Source organism: Brevundimonas faecalis (genome assembly GCF_040549405.1).
GTDB classification, from domain to species: domain Bacteria; phylum Pseudomonadota; class Alphaproteobacteria; order Caulobacterales; family Caulobacteraceae; genus Brevundimonas; species Brevundimonas faecalis.
On sequence record NZ_JBEPTF010000001.1, the window covers coordinates 643,488 to 662,508 of the forward strand.

The window sequence follows — 19,021 nt, forward strand, 5'->3', positions numbered from 1 at the left end:
GCCGTGCCGATCTTCAGGACGAGGAAGATCTGACCGTTCCGCCAGCCGCGCGGTCTTGGTTATCTTGAGAAGAAGCGCGCAGGCACGCACTGCCGGCGCGCCACTCAAGTAGGACCCAGGAATGGATGCGGACTATCGAGTCGCGCGTCCTGAATGTTCGCCCAGCAGCGGAGGCGGCCCGGCTCAAAGGCTTTCTGACTTGCCCGCCTCTGACGAAGACGCGCTACCCTCCCACGCGCCGGGAACTGTCCTAAGAGGGAACCCTTCCCTTCGTCCGGGAGATCTCCCGTCCAGCAGGTCGCAAATGCGAAGGGCCGCCTGGGCGGAGCGCTGCTCCCAGACCTGAGCATCCACATCCGAAAGGATTTCCTCGCCGAACTTTCGCAGAAAGTCGTCCAACTCCCGGGCGCCGCCGGGATCGCGCCGCGCCAGAGTACGGCCCAAGGCCAGTTCGAGCGCGTCCAGTCGAGCGCTGATGTCTTCTAAAACCTTACCAGCCAAGTCCCGCTCCCCGCCGTAAGATGTTGTCCAGATGGCGCGGAGCATGTCATGGCGAGTTTGCGCGAGGCGGGAGGGACAGGCGAGCTCAACGAGGTTTTTCACAGCATCGCCTACGCTTTCAGCCTCGGCGAGGGCGTCGTCCGACGAGGGTCTGCCGACCCTCGGTCGTCGTGATGCGCGCGACCGTGTCGTCCGCGTGCTCGACTGTTTTCTCCATAGGCGTCGCGCGTCCTCCTCGACTTGGGGGCGTCCTCCGCCGGCCGTGCTAAGGAGAGGAGGACGACGGACGCCTCTTCTAGGAGCTCACCCAAGCAGGAGACCGCACCCGCTGAACCGAGCCGCCTCCGCACTGTTCCTCTACGTCGTTTCATGACGTTTCGGGCGGTGATCCCGTCCCTGTCGGCCGACGAGCCTTCTTGCGTAGAAGGAGGACGCCTGTGAGCCCTCGCCATGACCGAAACCGCCGCCTCGGGCGAAGAACGGCGCAATACGGCAAATCGGAGCGGCTGCGCGCCAAGGCCAAAGCAATGGCTGTTTTCGGATCGCCTTGATGTTGATCGCTGGGCTAGTCTCGCTAGGATTTGGCGCCGGCCTTGGCTGGCGGACGGTGCGTCTCGCCCCCAATTGCGAGGCCGCCGTCGCAACTCGGGGAGGAGGTGCAGGCCCGGAAGCACCGCTTCCAAGGCTCCTCTCAGAGGGCGGTCCGGATGAACTTTCGATCCGGACCGCTGTCGCCTTAGTGTCGTAAAATGACGTTCCGCAACACTGCCTGACGCTATCCGTTTGAGCCCTGTCCTCCGGGGAAGAGGGCACCGGCCCAGCGTGTGCGTCCGCGCCCCCAGCCTCAGCACGCACGCTGGGCCGTCTTTTCGGGGAGGTGGAGACCATGCAGAGCAGAAAGCCGATCATCGAGCGCGCCTTCGAACTCGCTCAGACGGGGCGATATCGGATTCCTGGCGACGTGCGGAAAACCCTCCTTAGCGAAGGCTATAGTCAAGCCGATGCTTTTACGCTTGAGGGGCGGGCGACGTGGAGCAAGTTACGCGCTCTCTGTGCAAAGGCTCAGGCGGATTCCTGCGCGGCTTGAGTGTGCATCGCGCATGGGGAGCACGGCTTTGACGGTCGCGTTTCTCTGAAGAGCGGGGCAAGCCGATGACGCCCCGGCGGGATACGACGTCGCGACTGCAATGCCTCTGCGCGCTGGCCGGGTTTATCACTACGCTTGCCGCCGGCGTCGTGCTTGCACGCGCCGCTTTCTCAGCGCCTTCTCCGCCGGAGTTGATCATTCAGGCCGAGAGCATGCATCCGTCGTCTGCAGGCTGGGTCGTCGAAGTCGTCGTCGTCAACCAGGGTGATCTCGCGGCGGCGGCGGTCGAAATCGAAGGGGAGGCGAGCGGGGAGCGCGCAGGGGCGACCCTCGATTACGTGCCCGGCGGCGGAGAAAAGAAGGCCGGTCTTGTCTTCGCGACGCGGGATCGTCCGGAACCTCGCCTCCGGATTCTGGGGTGGTCCTCGCCCTGATCCTCGCGCCTGAAGTGACGGGTTTCCGACAGCGGACCCTGCCGGCGCGCCGCTGGTTAGCTTGGAACCCGCAACCCAGGAGACCGACATGACCCACAATGACGATGTCTGGCGCGAAGTGTTCGTGAACGGCTTGAAGAACGCCCATGCCGTCGAGCATCAGGCCCTGTCCTTGATGGATCGGCAGATTGATCGCGCTAAGAATTTCATGGAGGTCGCCGAGAAACTCAAGGCGCACCGGCTCGAGACCGAGCAGCAGATATCACGGCTGGAGCAACTCCTATACGGCCTCGACGAGAGCCCATCAGGCTTGAAGGACGCCGCTATGTCCATGAGCGGCAACATGGCCGCCCTGGGGCACGCCTTCGCCGAGGACGAAATACTCAAGAACGCCTTCGCCAACTTCGCCTTCGAGAACTATGAGGTCGCCGCCTACAAGGGGCTCATCATTCTTGCGCAGCACGGCGGCTATTCGGTCGCGCTCGACCCGCTGAACGCCTCATTGGACGAGGAAGCGCGCATGGCGGCTTGGGTGGACCAGAGCCTGCCGGCCCTCACCGAGAAATTCCTCATGCTCAAGCGGGCGGGTGAAAACCCCAGCCGCTGATCTGCGTCGCAAGGAGATGCGAGATGTTCATGCACAACAAGAAGCTGATGTACACGGTGCGGGTTTCCGAGCCCAATCCGGCTCTGGAGACCCTGATGCTCGAGCAGTTCGGCGGACCGCAGGGCGAACTGGCCGCCGCGATGCGTTATTTCACGCAAGGTCTGGCGGATGAGGACCTGGGTCGTCGCGACATGCTGATGGATATCGCCACGGAGGAACTGAGCCACCTGGAGATCATCGGTTCGATCGTCGCCATGCTGAACCGCGGCGCCAAGGGCCGTCTGGCCGAGGCTGCGGAAGAAGAAGCTGACCTTTACGCCAGCCTGAGCTCAGGCGGCGAGAGTCACACCATGTCGATCCCGTACGGCGGCGGCGCCGCCCTGATCAATTCGGCGGGTGTGCCTTGGACAGCGGCCTATGTCGATTCGATCGGCGATCCGGCCTGCGATCTGCGATCCAATATCGCGGCCGAGTCGCGGGCGAAGATCGTCTACGAGCGTCTGATCAACGTTACCGACGATCCTGGGATCAAGGACGCCCTGACCTTCCTGATGACTCGCGAAATCGCCCATCAGAAATCCTTTGAGAAGGCCCTTTACGCCATCCCGGCCAACTTCCCGCCCGGCAAGCTGCCCGGCCATCCCGATTTCACTGACAAATACTACAATATGTCGCAGGGGGAGGGAGACGCCGCCGGACCTTGGAATTCGGGCGATCAATGGGAGGTGGTCGATGATCGCGAGGCCCAGATCGCCGTCGACGGCGGAGACGGTGACGCCGACGTGGTTTTGTCTAAGGGGGAAGAGAGGGCTGTCGAAGCTTTCGCGGACCGCACGCGCTCCGATCCGCAGACCGATCCGCTGACGGGAGCCGACCTCGGCGCTGGACCTGGGGCGGGGCGGACAAGTCGCATTCCCTCAACCGCGCCTGGATAGCCTTACGGGCTATTCAGAAAGGGAGGGCGGGGGTTGCGGAGCGGTGATTGGCAAAAGTCACTCCATCTGCGGCGACGGCCGATGCACAAGCATCGGCCGTCGCCATGTCCAGTGTCATATGGAAATCCTAGGCCGCTAGAGGAATGCGGATCCCCTCCAGAGGGTCTTGTGGGAAGCCGAGGCCGGGGTTCGAGCGTACCTCGACGACACGCTCGCCTTGGTAAAGGCAGAGGGTGTCATACCCGATCCACTGGTCGGCGACCGTGCTCAACGCGGCCCTCGCTTCGTCGTCCGCGTTGGCTTTCAGGACAATGATCTCCCGAGCGTACACGCCGGGAGTGTTGACGATGCAAAAATAACAATCCACGCGAACTCACCCTATTGAGGGCCCTAAACCCTGGAGAAGAAAAGAGGTTCCCGGAAAGGGGGCGGAAGCGAAAGCCGTCTGGGCGCGCGGAGGAACCCAAGGATCGCGGGACGCTTCCTCTCTGAAAAGGAGGCTGCGCGATGAAGACGAAAACCGTGCTGCGTCTGGAAGAGGGTGTAAAACTAGAACGCCTGGAGCGAGGCGGGCGAGCCGACGGATGCGTGGCCTTCCGGGTCAGCGCGCCGTCCCTCCACGTAAAGCGCCTCTACGCTGATGAAGAGGCCGCCCGCCGCGCCTTCGCGCGTTGGCTGGCTGCGCTGATCGAGAAGAGGCGCGCCTCGACGCTTCACGATCGCGTCGTCTGCGACGGTTTCCTGCAGCGCGAAGACCACGCTTCGGCTCTTGAAACGTGAAGCCCGACAGGCTGGGTTGTGAACCGCTGTTGGCGAGGTGCGTTGCGCCTGCATGATCGACACCGCCTGGACGCCCTACTGCGGATCAGCACCTGATCCTGGCGCGTGGATAGAACGCTGGAACAGCGATCCTGTCTTTCTCGCCATCCTTGCGACGACGACGGCGGCCGGGCTGATGGGCTTCGGGAAGGGGGCGGATCGGGGGCGGTTTCTCGCAGCCATGGGCGTGCTGGCGATCGGCTTCGTCTCTCCACTGTGCGCGCTCAGTTCGGCCCTTTTCACGGCCCGTACCCTCCACCATCTGTTGCTGGTCCTCGCGGCTTCCCCCTTGCTGGCGCTATGCCTGCCGCCTCTGCGGCGGCCGCGTGTCTTGGCGGCGACGGCGGTGGCGACAGCCGTCTTCTGGGCGTGGCATGCGCCGGGGCTCTACGCCCGGGCTCTGTCGCATGACGGCGTCTATTGGCTGATGCAGTTGAGCATTCTGACGAGCGCCGTCTGGTTCTGGGCGGCGGTGCGCGCCTCGCGGGCGCACGCCGCCGTTGCCGCACTGCTGGCGGCCATGGTGCTGATGGGCCTCCTGGGCGCCCTCATCGTGTTCTCCGGTGAGCCGCTTTATGCTCCGCACTTCGCCTCCACCATGGCGTGGGGGGTGACGCCGTTGGAAGACCAGCAGGCGGCGGGCCTGATCATGTGGGCGCCGGCCGCAGCCGCCTATCTTCTCGTCGCCTTGTGGCGCATCAATGGTCTGCTGAGGCTGGCGCCCGAGGCTGCGTCATGATCGACCGTCTCATCGCCCAGGCGCTGGAGTGGGCGGCGGGGCACCATGACGAGGGCCGCTATTCCCCGGTCGCTATCTGGTTCCACTGGATCATGGCCGGCCTAGTCTTTTTCCAACTGGGCTGGGGATGGGGAATGGGCAGACTGCCCGTCGGAGGGGATAAGGTCGCTGCCTACGATGTCCATTTCGCGGTCGGCGTCCTGATGCTGCTGCTGGTGATCGGTCGCCTGACCTGGAGATTGACCGCACCCGATCTGATCAACGATGCGGACAAGCCTGGGTGGGAAAGCACGGCCGCCCAAATCACCCATTACGTCTTCTATCTTTGCCTGTTCGGCCTGCCTCTTTCGGGCTGGGCCATCATCTCGGCGACGGCACGCGACACTCAGTTAGCGGCTGCGGGTTTCATTCCCTGGCCCCTGTTGCCGATGCAGGATCTATCGAACCGTCAGCTTTGGGCGATCGAGGCGGCGTCAGAGTGGATGCACTGGGGTCTGATCATGGCCCTTCTGCTGATGATCCCCATTCACGTGGGCGCGGCGCTCAAACATCATTTCGTCGACCGGGACGACGTCTTCCACGCCATGGCGCCGGTCGTCCCGCAACTGCGGCCGCGTCGCACGCGCTGGCAGAGACGATGGCGTGCTCTGGAGAAGAGGATTGCGGGGACCCTGCGACGCCTATGGCGCCGACGCTTCGGGTTCAGGGCCTCCCTGGAGAGCTAGTCGCCGTCGGAGCGGGGAGGGCGGCGGGTTTCGCGCGCACCGGCAGGCTGAGCCGCAGCAGCGATCGAAGCGGCGCTGCTGGCTGAAGCGTGGGTGGGCGCCGAACGCGACCCGCCCGCCGCCAGCCAGGATGCGATGGCGCGAGCCTCTTCGTCCGTCAGGCGTTGAACGGCCGCGGCCATGATGCCGCGCGGGTCGTTGCGCCGCTGGCCCGACTTCCAGCGGTCGATCTGCTCCAGGGTGTAGGCGGCGGGTTGCCCGGCGACGGCCGGCTGACCTTGGCCGGCTCCTTGGCCTTCAACGCCGTGGCAGGCCGCGCAGGCGGTGATTCCGCGGGCCGCGTCTCCGGTCAGCCAGATCGGCGGCGGGGCCGCCGTTGAGTTTTGCTCAGCAGGCGAGGGCAGCCGGGCGTACCAGCCTGATACGGCCCGGCGAGATTGTGAGTCCAAGCTGCGCGCCACCCGGCTCATGACGTCGTCGGCACGCAGGCCGCTGGCGTAGTCCTCCATCTGCTTTTGCAGATAGCCAGGATCTAGTCCGGACAGGCGAGGCGTTGAAACGCCGTCGCCTTCACCCCTCAAGCCATGACAGGTGAAGCAGGCGTCAGCCGCGCCGCTCGCGCCACCGCCCATGGCGATGACCTCGCCGGAAGCCTGAAATGTGCGGTCGGTCGTTCCTGGCGTCGCGTCGCACGCGGCGAGGGCTAGACCGATCAGGAAGAGAAACAGCGCGCGCACTCCGACCCAACACCGGCTACGCGGCGCCGGTTCCGCTTCGGAACTCCCTGCGGCCCGGCGGATTGGTTCTGACGAACGGAAAGGGGCCGGATGCTGTCATGTTGCGACGATGGCGAAGCTAGGGACGATCATTTTGGCCGTTGGCCTGATCGGCCTGAGCGCCTGCGCGGACAAGGCCGAGACGCGGCGCGTCCTGGCGGGCGCCGATTCCGCGGCAGGCTTGAGTCTGATCCGAACCCACGGCTGCGCAGTTTGCCACGCCATCCCCGGCGTGGCCTGGCCCCGAGGCCGAACCGGGGGATCCCTGGAGGGCGTCGGGGCGCGCCCGATGATCGCCGGACGCCTCCCGAACCAGCCTGCCGTGATGGCCGCTTTCGTGCGCGACGCGCCGTCGCTGCTGCCCGACACCGGCATGCCGCCCCTGTCCCTGAGCGAAGCCGAAGCCCGCGACATAGCGGCCTACCTCTATACGCTCGATGACGACTGAAACGCCGGACATGCTCGTCGGTTGGCCGCCCCCGGTGCTGGACCCCGCCGGACCGTTCGCTGGGCCGGTGGCGATCGTCGCCTGGGTGTTGTTCATCATGGGCGCGATTGTGCTGGTCGTCGTCCTGGTCGCTCTCGGTGTCGCCCTGTTCGGGACGAGGAAGTGGAAACGTCGCGTGGGCGGCGAGCGGCTGGTCTGGATCGGCGGCCTGGCCTTTCCGGTGGTCGTGCTCACGGGTCTCCTGATCTACGGTCTCGGCGTCACTGCCCCCGTGTCGGATGCGCCCCGCGACGGCGAGATGCGGGTGCGCGTCACCGGCGAGATGTGGTGGTGGCGCGTGGCCTATCTGGACGACCAAGGTCGCGAAACGGTTCAGGACGCCAATGAGGTTCACATCCCGGTCGGACGCCCGGTCGTGATCGAACTCGAGAGCGCCGACGTCATCCATAGTCTGTGGATCCCCCGTCTGGGCGGTAAGACCGACATGATCCCGGGCCGCCGCAACTTCATGCGCCTGCAGGCTGACAGTCCGGGCGTCTATGCGGGGCAGTGCGCCGAATATTGCGGCGGCCCCCACGCCTTGATGGGCTTCGTCGTCGTCGCCCATGCTGACGGCGACTTCGAGACGTGGCGAGCGAAGCAGGCCGCGCCCGCCGCGCCGTCCGCACTGTCGGGCGCGGCAGTGTTCGGCGCCTCGGGTTGCGGCGCCTGCCATACGATCCGTGGAACAGAGGCCAACGGGCTGGCCGGGCCGGACCTGACCCACGTCGGGTCGCGCCAGACGCTGGGCGCAGGCATCCTTCCCAACAATCAGGGGACGATGGCGGGCTGGATCGCCGACAGCCAGGGGATCAAGCCCGGCAACCGCATGCCGTCCTATCCGGTGCTGACGGGGACGGAGCTGCGCGATTTGGCCGCCTATCTGGACAGCCTGCAATGACGTCGGAAACCGGCTTCGACGTCCGCAAGTACGATCGCTTTCCCACCGAGGAGCCGCGCCCGGAGGGCGAGCTGGAGCAGCTGGAGGCCGCCTGGTGCGGTCCGCGCCGCCCCGGCGAGTGGATCACGGCGATCAACAACAACATCATCGGCGTCTACTATGTCGGCGCGGCCATGCTGTTCTTCGTGCTGGCGGGGGTTCTGGCGCTGCTGATGCGCACCCAGCTGGCCTTGCCGATGAACGGCTTCCTGGCACAGGAGACCTACAACCAGATATTCACCATGCACGGCACGGTGATGATGTTCCTCTTCGCCGTTCCGGCGGTCGAGGCGCTAGGCGTGCTCCTGCTGCCCCAGATGCTCGGGGCCCGTGACCTGCCGTTTCCGCGCCTGGGCGCCTACGCTTTCTGGGCCTATCTGATCGGGGGCCTCGCCTTCTTCTGCTCCCTCTTCTTCGGCCTCGCGCCGGACGGCGGGTGGTTCATGTATCCGCCGCTGACGGGCATGACCTATTCGCCGGGAATTAACGCCGACTTCTGGCTGCTCGGCATAGGCTTCATCGAAATCTCGGCCATCGCCGGGGCCATTGAGATCATCGTCGGCGTCCTGAAGACGCGCGCTCCGGGCATGACCCTGGACAAGCTGCCGGTCTTCGCCTGGGCCATGCTGATCTTTGCCTGCATGATCATCATCGCCTTTCCTTCGGTGATCCTGGCCACCCTGCTGCTGGAGTTGGAACGGGCGCTCGGCTGGCCCTTCTTCGACCCGTTGAAGGGCGGCGATCCCATGCTGTGGCAGCACCTGTTCTGGTTCTTCGGTCACCCGGAGGTCTACATCATCTTCCTGCCGGCGGCCGGGGCCATGTCGACCATCATTCCGGCCATGGCGCGCACGCAACTGGTCGGCCATCCCCTGGTGGTCATGGCCATGCTGGCGACCGGTTTCATCAGTTTCGGCGTGTGGGCGCATCATATGTTCACCACCGGCATGCCGCAGATCAGCATCAACTATTTCAGCGCCGCCTCCATGGCGGTCAGCGTGCCGGCGGGCGTGCAGGTCTTCGCTTGGATCGCCACCATCGCAGCGGGGCGCATGCGCCTCACCGCACCCGGCCTGTTCGCCGTGGGCGGCCTGGTCATCTTCGTCATGGGCGGGCTTAGCGGGGTGATGGTCGCCATGGTCCCCTTCGACTGGCAGGCTCACGACAGCTATTTCATCGTGGCTCATCTCCACTACGTCCTGATCGGCGGCATGGTCTTTCCGATGTTCGCCGCCATCTACTACTGGCTGCCGATGTCCAGCGCCCGCCCGCTGAGCGAGCGAGTGGGCAGGTGGGTCTTCTGGCTGATGTTCGCGGGGCACAACATCGCCTTCCTGCCCATGCACCTGACCGGGCTCATGGGGATGCCGCGGCGGGTCTACACCTACCTGCCGAGCCGGGGGTGGGACCTGCCCAACCTCATCTCCACGGTCGGCGCCTTCCTGTTTGGTCTGGCGGTCCTGCTGTGGGTCGTCGACATGATCCGGAACTTCCGCCCCTTCGGCCCGCGGGAGGCCGGCAATATCCACGGCGGCCCGGGCCTCGAATGGCTGCCGAGCGGCTACTACTCCGTGCGCTCCGTACCGGTTGTGAAGAGCCTCTACCCCCTGTGGGAACAGAAGGGCTTGGCGAAGTCGGTGGAGGAGGGGCACTGGATCCTGCCGGGCGCGCCGGGGGGCGAACGCCAGACACTGGTCACCAGTCCCTTGAACGCCGAGCCGCAGTATGTGCTACGCCTCCCGCGGCCGTCGCCTTGGCACGTCTTCGGGGCCGTTTTTACGGCGGGCTTCTTCCTGATCCTCACCATTCAGGCCTACGCCGCCGCTGTGGTCAGCGGAATCTTGGCCGTCTACTGCATCATGCGTTGGTGCTGGTTCCTAGATGCGCCGCAAGAGCGCAAGACGACCGACATTGGGGCGGGAATCCGCATGCCGAACTACGTCTCCGGGCCGTCCAGCCATGGCTGGTGGGCTATGGTGATCGTGCTGATCGTGGGCGGCATGGTCTGCCTTCTGGCAGGCTTTTCCTATGTCTTCCTTTGGAGCCGGCGGCCGGATCTATGGCAGGCGTCCCCGGGGACGATGTCTATGCTGGCGAACCTGAGCCTCCTGACGGTGGCGGGTTTATGCGCCACGGCGGCCCCCCGCGCGCTGAGACGCGTGCGGCGAGGTGCCGAAACCCTGTCACCCGTGCTGTTGATCCTGGGTGCAGCCGGTGCATTGGCGGCGCTAAGTCTTGAGGTCCGAGCGTGGTCGAACATCGGACTGAAGCCCGACGCGACCAGCCAGGGCGCGTCGGTCTTCGCCCTCTTGGGCTGGGCGGGAACCTTCGCGGGGATTGGGACCCTGATGGGGGGCTATATTCTGCTGAGGCGGATGTTCGGCCGCCTTGCGGCCGAGCGACCCTCGACGGTCGACCTGATCGGTCTGTTCCTTGCCTATACGGCGGCGCAGGGCGCGGCGGTCATTATATTGATCCGCCTATTCCCCGAGGGCGGGGCATGAGGCGCTGGGTCATCATGACGGCGGGCCTGCTGATCTGGGCGGCCCATTTTCTGGGCCTCTACCTGCTGTCGAGCGCGGCCGATGTATGGTCGTCGGCCGACGCGCCTTCCGCTCGGGGAGGGGGGTGGGCCTTCAGTTTTCTTTGCCTGGCTCTGCTCGCCGTTATCGTGACCTTTCTTCTGCGCCGACCTGCGCGGGATGACCCTGGTCGATGGGAGCGATGCGTGGCTTTGGCCGGCGCCCTGGTCGCCGCCGTGGGCATAGTCTGGCAGACAGCGCCGCTGGGCTTTTAGCGGTTTCGCGGGCAGCGGCGACCTCGGATCGCCCTTTCCTTCGTCCCATGAATACCGGATTGAGATTTATGCCGCTCCCGTCTCATCAGGGGCTTCGGAGGGATCGAGATCGGCTGTTCGAAGCTGGCTAGGATTTTAAAGCAATCGAAGATTGCTCGCCGAAGTCTTACCTGTGCGTGCATCGGTGCGGAGATCATAGGCCACAGCTTGGCCGTCCTTTAGATCTGGAAAGCCTGCGCGGGTCACATCGCGGACGTGGACGAAAACATCGACCTGGCCGGTCTTGGGTTGTATGAAACCGAAACCCTTGGCGGGATTAAACCATCTGACCACGCCTTCGCCTGATCCGGAGTAGTGAGAGGTGCTGCGTTCGACGAACAATGGGGGTTTCGGAGAAGGGGGCGGGGCTTCCTTGTGCATCAATCGGATGTCGGTTGCGGAAATGCGTCCGGATCGTGGGTTCTGATCGAGGACGAAGGCGATCTGGTCGCCCTTCGTCACGGCTTCGAGCCCAGCCGCCTGAACGGCGGAAATATGGATGAAAACATCGCTGCCGCCGTCATCCGGGGTAATGAACCCAAAACCCTTTTCCGTATTGAAAAACTTGATAGTGCCTAGCGCCATGTCGTCGGGTCCGGTGGGATATGCCGTTCCTAGCCCAGCATCCGACAGCTTGTTGCGTCAAGACTGTCGCTTCCCGTCGACAGACCGTGGTTTGGGAAACGCGTCGCATACCCGTCGAAGACGGAGCCCTCGCCTCATTTAGTCTTTTTCCAGCTCTATTGCCCAGGTCGACGGCGAGGGTCGGCCGGAACGACCGAAGGGCAGGGCTGCCGTCCGATTCATTTCCGGCCGGACGGCCGTGGCGGAACACCACCCGTTGGGCGGTTGCGATTCCATTCAAGGCCGGACTTGCGGATGGATTAATGCGCTGCTTGTCACGGCCTCCTCCTAGGGCGGACCGAGGTATCGCATAAGCCAGTCGAGAATGCGGGCATGCAGATCTCTCAGGTTGCCGGGGCTGGCGTAGGTGTGGCCCTCGCCGAAATAGGTCACGAGTCCCGCTTCCCGATTGCGACGGTAGAGGGCGCTGAACAGAGTGCTCATGCGCTGGGTGTCCAGGTCGGACTCGATCAGTAGAGCCGGGGTGCGAATAGCTTCGGCCTGGTAGAGAGGGCTGGCTTCGACGTAGGCCTGCGGCCTTTCGGCGAAATCGCCGATAGAGGCCTGCCCGGTTTCACCCCATCCAACCATCTGACCGATGGGCACGCCTTCCTCGGGAGCGACGCGGAAAAAGGGGGGCAACTGCATGGATAGGCTCAGATCGGGATATCCGTTCGAAGCGATGACCGCCCGGAAGCGGTCGCTTTGGACCACGGCGCTGAGAACGCCGTAGCCGCCGAAGCTGTGACCGATGAGGGCGATCCTTTGCGGGTCGACGAGCCCGAGATCGCCCGCGGCGTCGACCGCAACCAGTATGCGGTCCGCAATTCCTGCGGCCGGCCGAGTCTCGCCCGGTGCAAGTGGAAGGCTGACGATGAGAAAGGCGTAGCCCGCCGCCGCGATCACGGCTGGGTTGTTCTGCAACCGGGATCCGCCGGGGAGGAGGGCCGAGGGGGCGGCGCGAGGGGTAGCCCCGGGGTAGACTTCGACCACGACGGGCGGGCGGGCGTCTGGGGCCGATCCGGGGGGCAGGAGAAGCCAGCTCGTCAGAGGTTCGCCGTTGGGCCCCGGGTGGGGCACCGGCACGACGCGTCCCCAGTCGATGTCAGGCCAGTCCTTGTTGAGCTCGATGAGCGGTTTGACGCCCTCGGTCGTCCTCAGTCGGATTTCGCTTGCGCCCTGCTTTGTGTGGCGCGTGACAAGGAAGTCGGCGTTCGGACTGGCCGCGAGGATGGTTTCGTCCTGTTCCATCGGCGTCAGACAGGCGGGGACCGGTCGGGCGAGCCGCGACAGGCAGGCTTGATCGATCAGGGTGCGGGCTCCCATTTCCCGAGGAGAGGGATTCCACCATACGGGATTGCCCAGGTCGGCAGTTTGTCCCTGGTCTCGAAGCTGTCCGCGCGCCAGCAAGGGACCGTCCGGCGCAAAACCATAGACGCCGTCGGCGCGCTGGATGGCGGCGCGACCGTTGAACTCGACAATCCGCTCCGAGGCCTCCTTAACGGGCACAAGGAGCGATGAGGTCGAACGAGGGCGCGCCCAGACCCGGGACCCGTCGGCGGCTCGGGCCTGGATGACAGGCTGGTCGGCGTCCCAACTCGCCAGGGGAACGGCGACGCCGTCCCAGGTGCGCTGCACCCAGGGCGTCAGTCGGCCGAGTTCGAGCGGCTTGGCGCGTCCGTTGGCGGAGACTGTCCAGAAACGGCCGCCCTCGTCGAAGTCGCCCCCAAGCGGGCGGCCGAAAACGATCAGAGCGCTGGAGGCGGGCGACCAGGTCATGAGGTACATGGCCAAGTCTTGCTCGGGCAGGGGGTTGCTGATCGCGCCAGTGTCAAGCGCCACGAGGCTGAGGCGCCGGCGCCGATAGGGATCGCCTACCCGAACCGGACGATCGGGTCTGGGTTGAAGGTCTTCAGCGTCTTCGAGAAGGGCGGCCTGGCTGCCGTCAGGCGAGAGCCTGAGGTCGAACCACTCCCCGCGAGCCAGCAGTCGGGTCGTTCCGGCGAGGACGTCCAGCACGACCAGGGTGGAGGGCTCGGCCCGGGTCCGCGATTGCCGGGCTTGTCCGCTCGGGATGTAGACGGCGCTGGCGCCATGGCCGCTCGCGGCCGTCCGCCATAGCCGCTCCAAACGTTTCTGAACCTTGAAGCCGACCCGCATGGCGACGGGCGGATCGTGACGCGGTCGGGCGACGAAGACCAGTTCGGTCGGCGAGCGCCAGGCGACGGTCTGCCCGAACTGGGACAGCTCCGGCGTGAAAGGAAGCCAGGCTGTCTCACCGGTCGCCAGGGTGAGGACGCCCAGCTGCAGGTCGTCGGCCGTCACACGGAAGACCGCCATGCGGGCGCCGTCAGGCGAGAAGGGGCCCGTCAAATGGCCGGCCTCATGACTGGGCGCAGCGAGGCGGATCGACGCCTCATCCTGATCGACGCGATACAGCTCTAGGTCGGTGAGCAGGGCGTTGGTCATGACGGACAGGTTATAGGATCCTGCCTGGTCATAAGGACGCTGGTGCTCGATCGCGACCCAGGCGCCGTCCGGGCTGATCCGTGTCGTCCCGATGTCCTCGTGACGGAGCAGGTCGTCGATCGAGAAGGGGCGCTGTGTCTGGGCAGAAGCCGGCAAGGCGGCGGATGTCGCCAGGACAAGAGCAAGAAGAGGACGCTGCATCACCAGGCCCTCGTCAGTTGCAGAGAAACAAAGCGCCCGAGCACATTTGCGTTGGCGGCGTCATAGCCCACGCCTTCAGGCGCATCGTAGAAGGGCGGGTCTCGATCAAACAGATTCTGTATCGAAAGGGTGAGGCCCGTCCCTGCGAGAAGGCCTTCTTCCGGGGCGAAGCGAACCGTCAGGTCGGCGGTCGTCCAGGAGCCGATCCGCTTGCCTGCCAGGTCCCGGTAGGCGTTGACGAAGTTGACGGACGGCGAGACAGACCAGGCGCCGCGCGACCAGGATCCCGAGCCCCGGCCCCGCAGGCCGACCGGAAAGTTGGGCCGATCCATCTGGGAGGCCGTCGGCGAGGTCGGCGTCGGCTGGGCGTCGAACCGCTCGAGCCAGGTGAAGTTGAGACCGAGATCGAAGTCGTTTTCGCCCTGCGAGAAATTGTAGCCTGCGTTGAAGTCAGCGCCCTGAACTTGAACCCGGGCCGTGTTGACGTAGCGGGCGTCGACGATGGCCCCGTAGGACGAGGCTGGAAACTGGTCGCGCAGGCCGGTCGTGGGCAGGTCGAGGATGGCCTGAATGGCGGCCAGGTCCTCGCTGTTCGCCGGGTTCAGGGTTCTGACAAAGGGCGTCAGGGCGGGATCGCTCAGGGCTGTGAGAATGCTCTCCAGGGCGGGCTGGCCGATCCGGTTCTCGAAGTCGGTCCGGAAGCCGTTCACCCCCATGCGAAGGCCGGGAAGAGCGTCCGGGCGAACCTCGAAGCCTATGGTCCACGTGTCCGCCTCCTCGGGGCGCAGATCCGGATTGCCGCCATAGAGGATCATCGAGAGAATTTGTTGCGAGCCGCGCGGGAGGATGGAAGGACTGGCGCTCGGCGCGTCATTGACTTCGCGTAGCGCCGGAGCCCGGAATGATCGGCCGTAGTTCGCTTTGAAACGGAGCGCGTCCACGGGATTCCAGACCAGGCCGATCTTGGGGCTGGTCGTCTGACCCACGTCGCCATAGTCCTCGAACCGCGCGGCCAACGAGAGCTCTAGGCGTTCGAAACCTGGGCGTCGGTTGTCGGCGCCGAAGATGGGGATGCGGACTTCGCCGAAGGCCGCCGAGACCTGACGGTCGGTTTCGATCGCTGTGCCGACATTCGGCGCCAAGCCGCTGGTGAAGCCCGTCGCCTGGCGCTTAAACGTCTCGTTGCGGAACGAAAGCCCCGCCGCGAGACGAAGCGGGCCGCCGGGCATCTCCAGAAGGGAGCCGCTGACCTGGAGATTGGCTGAGCCCACCTCCGTCCGGCTATGGGTGCGGGTGTAGCCGGAACTGATGAAGTCGAGGGCGGCGGACGGATTGACTGCGCCGTCGCCGAAGGGGTTGAGGTAGCCGTCTCGCGGCGCGCTGAACGCGGTGGCGGGATTGTCGGGGACAGCGCCGAGCGCCTCGCGCAAATAGGTGGACTGCAGGGCCCCGTCGACGGCGCTGCGGCTCTCCTCCGAGGAATAGGCTAGGTAGGCGTCCATGCGCCAGTCGGCGAACAGGTCCAGGGATCCGCCGATGCTTGCGCCGAGGCTCTCGACCTCGCCGTTGATCCGCGGCGCGGGAATCTCGTCCTGGAAGGAATAGGCGATCGTGTGCGAGCGGGCCCCCGTCGGCGAGGCGAACCAGGGGTTGGCGTTGGTCACCGTCAGGAGGGTGCTGATGGGGAAGGAGATGGTCTCATAGTCGCGCTTGCCGTAGCGGGCGTCGGCGGAAATCTCGAGACGGTCGCCGAAGGCCTGGCGCATCAGGGCGTAGGCGCTGTGACGCGTTTGCCGCGGCAGGACGTTGACGCCTTGCCGGTGGTTCTCGAGATTGACCTGGCTTGGCAAAAAGTCGCCAGGCTGAAGGCCTACGCCGGACTGGCCCTGCGGAATGGCGTAGGCTGGCAAATAGCCGCCGCTCGCGGGATCGAAGACGACGATGTTTCCCGGGTTGCTGTAGAACTGGCGACGGTCGGTCCCGCCGCGCCATCTCAGGTCGGCGTCGCTGGCGAGCCGCCTTTCATATCCGGCGAGGGCTTCGCGATCGTAGTATTCATAGGTGAGCATGGCGTTGCCGGTGGCCCAGCGCCGGCCGAAGGTCTGGCCGAATTGATACTCGCCGCTGGCGCCGTCGCCTGTGTCGCCGGCCCGCACCCGGGTTTCCGCCCCGTCGAAGTCGTCGTGCAGGACGATGTTGACGACGCCGCCCACGGCGTCGGCGCCATAGAGGGCTGAGGCGCCGTCGAGGAGGATGTCGATCCGCTTGATCGCTGAAGTGGGCAGCGTGGAGACGTCTGCGAAATCGCCCTTAGCGCCCGTCCCTGCGAGACGCCGTCCATTGATCAGCACCAGGGTGGCGTCGCTGCCCAGTCCACGCAGGTTGACGCCGTTGGCGTAGGTCGAGTTGGTCCCGGACCGGTCGGCGCCGTTGTTCACCGCCGCCTCATTGGCGGTCCCGCCGAAGTTCTGCGGCAAGGCGGCGAGGAGCTGGGACACCGTGGCGCGGCCTTCCCGATCCATCTGGTCTCGATTGATGCTGACCACGGGCGACGGACCGTCGCCGACGCCGCGGAGCAGGCTTCCGGTGACGACGACGTCGTCCACCACGGTCAGTTGGCCGTCCGCCAGTTCCGCGCGCGCCGCCGGATCGAAGAGGACGTAGACGTTTGGCCGGGTGCGGCGGAAGCGGAGCCCTGTGTCGCTCAGAAGGACGGCTAGACCGGCTTCGGCGCCGTATTCGCCTTGCAAGCCTGGCGAGGTGCGGCCTTCCACCAGAGCCGTCGGATAGAGGATCTGGAGACGACTCTGTTCAATGAAGGCGGTTAGACTTCGAGCGAGGGAACCGGCGGGAGCATCATAGCGTCGCACAGTCTCGGCGCTCTGGCCCCAGGCAGGCGCCACGCATGCGATGAGCGCCGTTGAAAGTGCAGTCGTCCCCAAACCAATACGCATGATCGTCCCCGATTGCTTCCCCGCATGGTGCGGGACGTGCAGAGACGTTGGAGAGGCGCGGACCCCCTAAGTCCGCCGACAGATTATTTCGTCACCTCTTCGGCGCCTCGAGAATTATGGCGCCGTCGTCGCGTCTGACGGCCGTCACCCCGTACAGGTCCGACAGGGCCGCGATGAATGCATCCGTGTCGCCTGCGTCAAAGGCGCCGCTGACCGGGACGTGCGCGATCTCAGAGTCCTTCAATTCGATCCTGTCGTCGCTGTAGCGACTGATTTCGGCGACGGCCTCACGGATAGGCGTCGCGGCGAAGATGAGGCGTCCGCTGGTCCAGCTGATTTCTCGCGAGATATCGACGGTGCGGACCTCGGGACGACGCTGGGCGGTGACCAATTGCTGGCCCGGCGTCAGAGACCAACTCCGTTTTGGCCTATCGAACCTCCCTACGTCGACTCTCCCTTCGATCAGAGTGACCCGCGCGCCTTGGCCTAGTCTCCGGACGTCGAACCGCGTGCCGACGGCGGTGACGACGGTGTCGCCGGCGGTGACGACGAAGGGCCTGGCGGGATCCCCTTCGACGTCGAAGAAAGCTTGACCCGAAACCAGGGTCACGGATCTGCGGTCGGCGCGCAGACGAACCTCCACGCGGCTGTCGGTGTTGAGAATGACCCTCGATCCGTCCGCCAAGCGAAGTGTGTGTTGCTCGCCCACGGCGGTGGCGTAGCTCTGGGGGCGGCTGATCGTCCAGATCCCAACCAGAGCCAGCGCGGCGAGCGCCGCGGCGCCCGCTGCGAGCGGTCTCCAAAGTCTCGACACCATATGGCGGGCCCGAACTGAAGGGCGCGCCTGTCCAAGGGCCTCAGCCGTAAGGACGGCGATGTCGGGATCGTCGCCCAGCGCCCGGCTTGCATTCCAAGCCTTGTCCACACGTTCATAAGCGCGGGCGTTCGCGGGGTCGCTGCGCCAGGCGAAGAAGTCCTGAATGTCCGTCGTGGACACTCGTTGCTGGCCAAGTCGAGCAAACCAGGCCGCAGCTTCTCGCCGCCGACCCCCTCCGTCGTTATCGACCGCCATTCCGCCTACCCGTCCAACTGCTCGACGCAGTGCTGCAACGCCTTCGACATGCGCCACTCGACCGCCTTTACGCTTAGCCCACGAGCGGCGGCGATCTCAGGATAGCTCATACCGGCAAAACGGCTGAGGATGAAAACGTCACGATAGAGCGGGGGCATGGTCAGCACGATCTGCTTCATCATCAGGGCCTCGGCCTGACCGGCCGCTTCGCCTGGATCGAGACTCTCGGCTATCTGTTCGGACGGACCTCTTCTTTTTCGACGACGGCTTTCGTCGCGAACCACGTTCATGGCGATCCGCAACAGGAAGGCTCGGGGATGCCGGATCCGACCCGCAGAATAGGGGGCGGCGCGCAGATAGGTCTCCTGCACCACATCGGCGGCCTGTTCTGGATCCACATGCGTCCGCAGCCGGCCGTCGAGCCAGCGGGCATACTGGCGGTAGAGGGCGTTTAGTCCCTCCAGCGCATCCGCCTTCAGTTCGTTGACGTCACTCACGTCGATCTCCCGCCTCCAGGGGCGGGCCGGGAATCCCGTATGCTGAGTCAGCCGCAATCATCCGCGCGCAAGGTCATCGCCCTGTGCCGCATATGACGACAGTTTCGCGGTTTCCGCGTTTCTGAAATTAAGTCCGTAAAGGGGATTCCAAGCCCCTGCCGACGCTGAGGTCGACGTGCCAGCATGAATCAAACAGAATATGGACGCAAGGCGAGGGGTCGGGCGTTGGAATCCTCGCGGAACGAGACCCGCTAGTTGCCAACGGAGCGCCGCCTTGCCCTTAAGAGGCCCCCGGCTCAAGCTCCGCGCCTGTTTCGC

The 19,021-nt window shown here is 65.3% G+C and carries 17 protein-coding genes; 10 read left to right on the top strand and 7 right to left on the bottom strand.

The window, feature by feature from the left end; all coding sequences use genetic code 11:
- Window positions 1-183: 183 nt before the first annotated feature.
- On the bottom strand, window positions 184-501 hold the full coding sequence (locus ABIE19_RS02995; protein WP_354087637.1) for a hypothetical protein: 318 nt from the start codon (window positions 499-501) through the stop codon (window positions 184-186).
- A 1,152-nt stretch (window positions 502-1,653) separates the two neighbouring features.
- Here ABIE19_RS02995 and ABIE19_RS03000 point away from each other — a divergent pair.
- From ABIE19_RS03000 to ABIE19_RS03025, 6 genes are all read left to right on the top strand, one after another.
- Window positions 1,654-2,022 carry a hypothetical protein gene (locus ABIE19_RS03000; RefSeq protein WP_354087638.1) on the top strand — a complete coding sequence of 123 codons (369 nt, stop codon included), beginning with the start codon at window positions 1,654-1,656 and terminating at the stop codon, window positions 2,020-2,022.
- Window positions 2,023-2,110: 88 nt separating this feature from the next.
- Complete coding sequence (locus ABIE19_RS03005) at window positions 2,111-2,629, top strand: ferritin-like domain-containing protein (protein WP_354087639.1); 519 nt, start codon at window positions 2,111-2,113, stop codon at window positions 2,627-2,629.
- Window positions 2,630-2,652: 23 nt separating this feature from the next.
- Entirely contained in the window at window positions 2,653-3,564 is a 912-nt protein-coding gene (locus tag ABIE19_RS03010; RefSeq protein WP_354087640.1) for a manganese catalase family protein, read from the top strand.
- Between the two features lie 507 nt (window positions 3,565-4,071).
- A complete protein-coding gene (locus ABIE19_RS03015) occupies window positions 4,072-4,344 on the top strand; it encodes a hypothetical protein (RefSeq protein ID WP_354087641.1) in 273 nt (90 codons plus the stop codon).
- A 52-nt stretch (window positions 4,345-4,396) separates the two neighbouring features.
- Complete coding sequence (locus ABIE19_RS03020; RefSeq protein ID WP_354087642.1) at window positions 4,397-5,122, top strand: cytochrome c oxidase assembly protein; 726 nt, start codon at window positions 4,397-4,399, stop codon at window positions 5,120-5,122.
- Window positions 5,119-5,847 (top strand): cytochrome b, encoded by a 729-nt coding sequence (locus tag ABIE19_RS03025; protein WP_354087643.1) that lies wholly within the window; start codon window positions 5,119-5,121, stop codon window positions 5,845-5,847. The genes ABIE19_RS03020 and ABIE19_RS03025 overlap by 4 nt, the downstream gene beginning before the upstream one ends.
- Here ABIE19_RS03025 and ABIE19_RS03030 read toward each other — a convergent pair.
- Complete coding sequence (locus ABIE19_RS03030; RefSeq protein ID WP_354087644.1) at window positions 5,844-6,584, bottom strand: c-type cytochrome; 741 nt, start codon at window positions 6,582-6,584, stop codon at window positions 5,844-5,846. The two genes, ABIE19_RS03025 and ABIE19_RS03030, sit on opposite strands and share 4 nt — an antisense overlap.
- Before the next feature lie 133 nt (window positions 6,585-6,717).
- On the opposite strand from ABIE19_RS03030, the gene ABIE19_RS03035 reads away from it, so the two are divergent.
- From ABIE19_RS03035 to ABIE19_RS03050, 4 genes are read left to right on the top strand one after another with little or no spacing between them, the layout of a single operon-like run.
- Complete coding sequence (locus ABIE19_RS03035; protein WP_354087645.1) at window positions 6,718-7,071, top strand: c-type cytochrome; 354 nt, start codon at window positions 6,718-6,720, stop codon at window positions 7,069-7,071.
- A 10-nt stretch (window positions 7,072-7,081) separates the two neighbouring features.
- Window positions 7,082-8,011: a cytochrome c oxidase subunit II gene (gene coxB, locus ABIE19_RS03040; RefSeq protein ID WP_354087646.1), complete on the top strand. Its 930-nt coding sequence runs from the start codon at window positions 7,082-7,084 to the stop codon at window positions 8,009-8,011.
- Complete coding sequence (locus ABIE19_RS03045; protein WP_354087647.1) at window positions 8,008-10,554, top strand: cbb3-type cytochrome c oxidase subunit I; 2,547 nt, start codon at window positions 8,008-8,010, stop codon at window positions 10,552-10,554. Before coxB ends, ABIE19_RS03045 begins: the two co-directional genes overlap by 4 nt.
- Window positions 10,551-10,847: a hypothetical protein gene (locus ABIE19_RS03050; protein ID WP_354087648.1), complete on the top strand. Its 297-nt coding sequence runs from the start codon at window positions 10,551-10,553 to the stop codon at window positions 10,845-10,847. Before ABIE19_RS03045 ends, ABIE19_RS03050 begins: the two co-directional genes overlap by 4 nt.
- Before the next feature lie 135 nt (window positions 10,848-10,982).
- Here the strand turns inward: ABIE19_RS03050 and ABIE19_RS03055 are convergent, their stop codons facing one another.
- The 5 genes from ABIE19_RS03055 to ABIE19_RS03075 form a co-directional block, all read right to left on the bottom strand.
- Window positions 10,983-11,471, bottom strand: a complete 489-nt coding sequence (locus ABIE19_RS03055) for a cold-shock protein (RefSeq protein ID WP_354087649.1) — start codon at window positions 11,469-11,471, stop codon at window positions 10,983-10,985.
- A gap of 327 nt (window positions 11,472-11,798) precedes the next feature.
- Entirely contained in the window at window positions 11,799-14,180 is a 2,382-nt protein-coding gene (locus ABIE19_RS03060) for a S9 family peptidase (RefSeq protein WP_354087650.1), read from the bottom strand.
- Window positions 14,180-17,083 (bottom strand): TonB-dependent receptor domain-containing protein, encoded by a 2,904-nt coding sequence (locus ABIE19_RS03065; protein WP_354087651.1) that lies wholly within the window; start codon window positions 17,081-17,083, stop codon window positions 14,180-14,182. Before ABIE19_RS03065 ends, ABIE19_RS03060 begins: the two co-directional genes overlap by 1 nt.
- A gap of 142 nt (window positions 17,084-17,225) precedes the next feature.
- Window positions 17,226-18,206: a FecR family protein gene (locus tag ABIE19_RS03070; RefSeq protein WP_354087652.1), complete on the bottom strand. Its 981-nt coding sequence runs from the start codon at window positions 18,204-18,206 to the stop codon at window positions 17,226-17,228.
- 5 nt (window positions 18,207-18,211) lie between these two features.
- The gene (locus ABIE19_RS03075; protein ID WP_354087653.1) at window positions 18,212-18,703 is read right to left on the bottom strand and encodes an RNA polymerase sigma factor; all 492 of its coding nucleotides are present in this window, start codon (window positions 18,701-18,703) and stop codon (window positions 18,212-18,214) included.
- Between the last annotated feature and the right edge of the window lie 318 nt (window positions 18,704-19,021).

Excerpts from the sequence above, each read along its gene's own strand:
- ABIE19_RS03000 (WP_354087638.1), top strand. The coding sequence starts at position 1,654 with ATGACGCCCCGGCGGGATACGACGTCGCGACTGCAATGCCTCTGCGCG.
- ABIE19_RS03005 (WP_354087639.1), top strand. The coding sequence starts at position 2,111 with ATGACCCACAATGACGATGTCTGGCGCGAAGTGTTCGTGAACGGCTTG.
- ABIE19_RS03010 (WP_354087640.1), top strand. The coding sequence starts at position 2,653 with ATGTTCATGCACAACAAGAAGCTGATGTACACGGTGCGGGTTTCCGAG.
- ABIE19_RS03015 (WP_354087641.1), top strand. The coding sequence starts at position 4,072 with ATGAAGACGAAAACCGTGCTGCGTCTGGAAGAGGGTGTAAAACTAGAA.
- ABIE19_RS03020 (WP_354087642.1), top strand. The coding sequence starts at position 4,397 with ATGATCGACACCGCCTGGACGCCCTACTGCGGATCAGCACCTGATCCT.
- ABIE19_RS03025 (WP_354087643.1), top strand. The coding sequence starts at position 5,119 with ATGATCGACCGTCTCATCGCCCAGGCGCTGGAGTGGGCGGCGGGGCAC.
- coxB (WP_354087646.1), top strand. The coding sequence starts at position 7,082 with ATGCTCGTCGGTTGGCCGCCCCCGGTGCTGGACCCCGCCGGACCGTTC.
- ABIE19_RS03045 (WP_354087647.1), top strand. The coding sequence starts at position 8,008 with ATGACGTCGGAAACCGGCTTCGACGTCCGCAAGTACGATCGCTTTCCC.
- ABIE19_RS03050 (WP_354087648.1), top strand. The coding sequence starts at position 10,551 with ATGAGGCGCTGGGTCATCATGACGGCGGGCCTGCTGATCTGGGCGGCC.
- ABIE19_RS03055 (WP_354087649.1), bottom strand. The coding sequence starts at position 11,471 with ATGGCGCTAGGCACTATCAAGTTTTTCAATACGGAAAAGGGTTTTGGG.
- ABIE19_RS03060 (WP_354087650.1), bottom strand. The coding sequence starts at position 14,180 with ATGCAGCGTCCTCTTCTTGCTCTTGTCCTGGCGACATCCGCCGCCTTG.
- ABIE19_RS03070 (WP_354087652.1), bottom strand. The coding sequence starts at position 18,206 with ATGGCGGTCGATAACGACGGAGGGGGTCGGCGGCGAGAAGCTGCGGCC.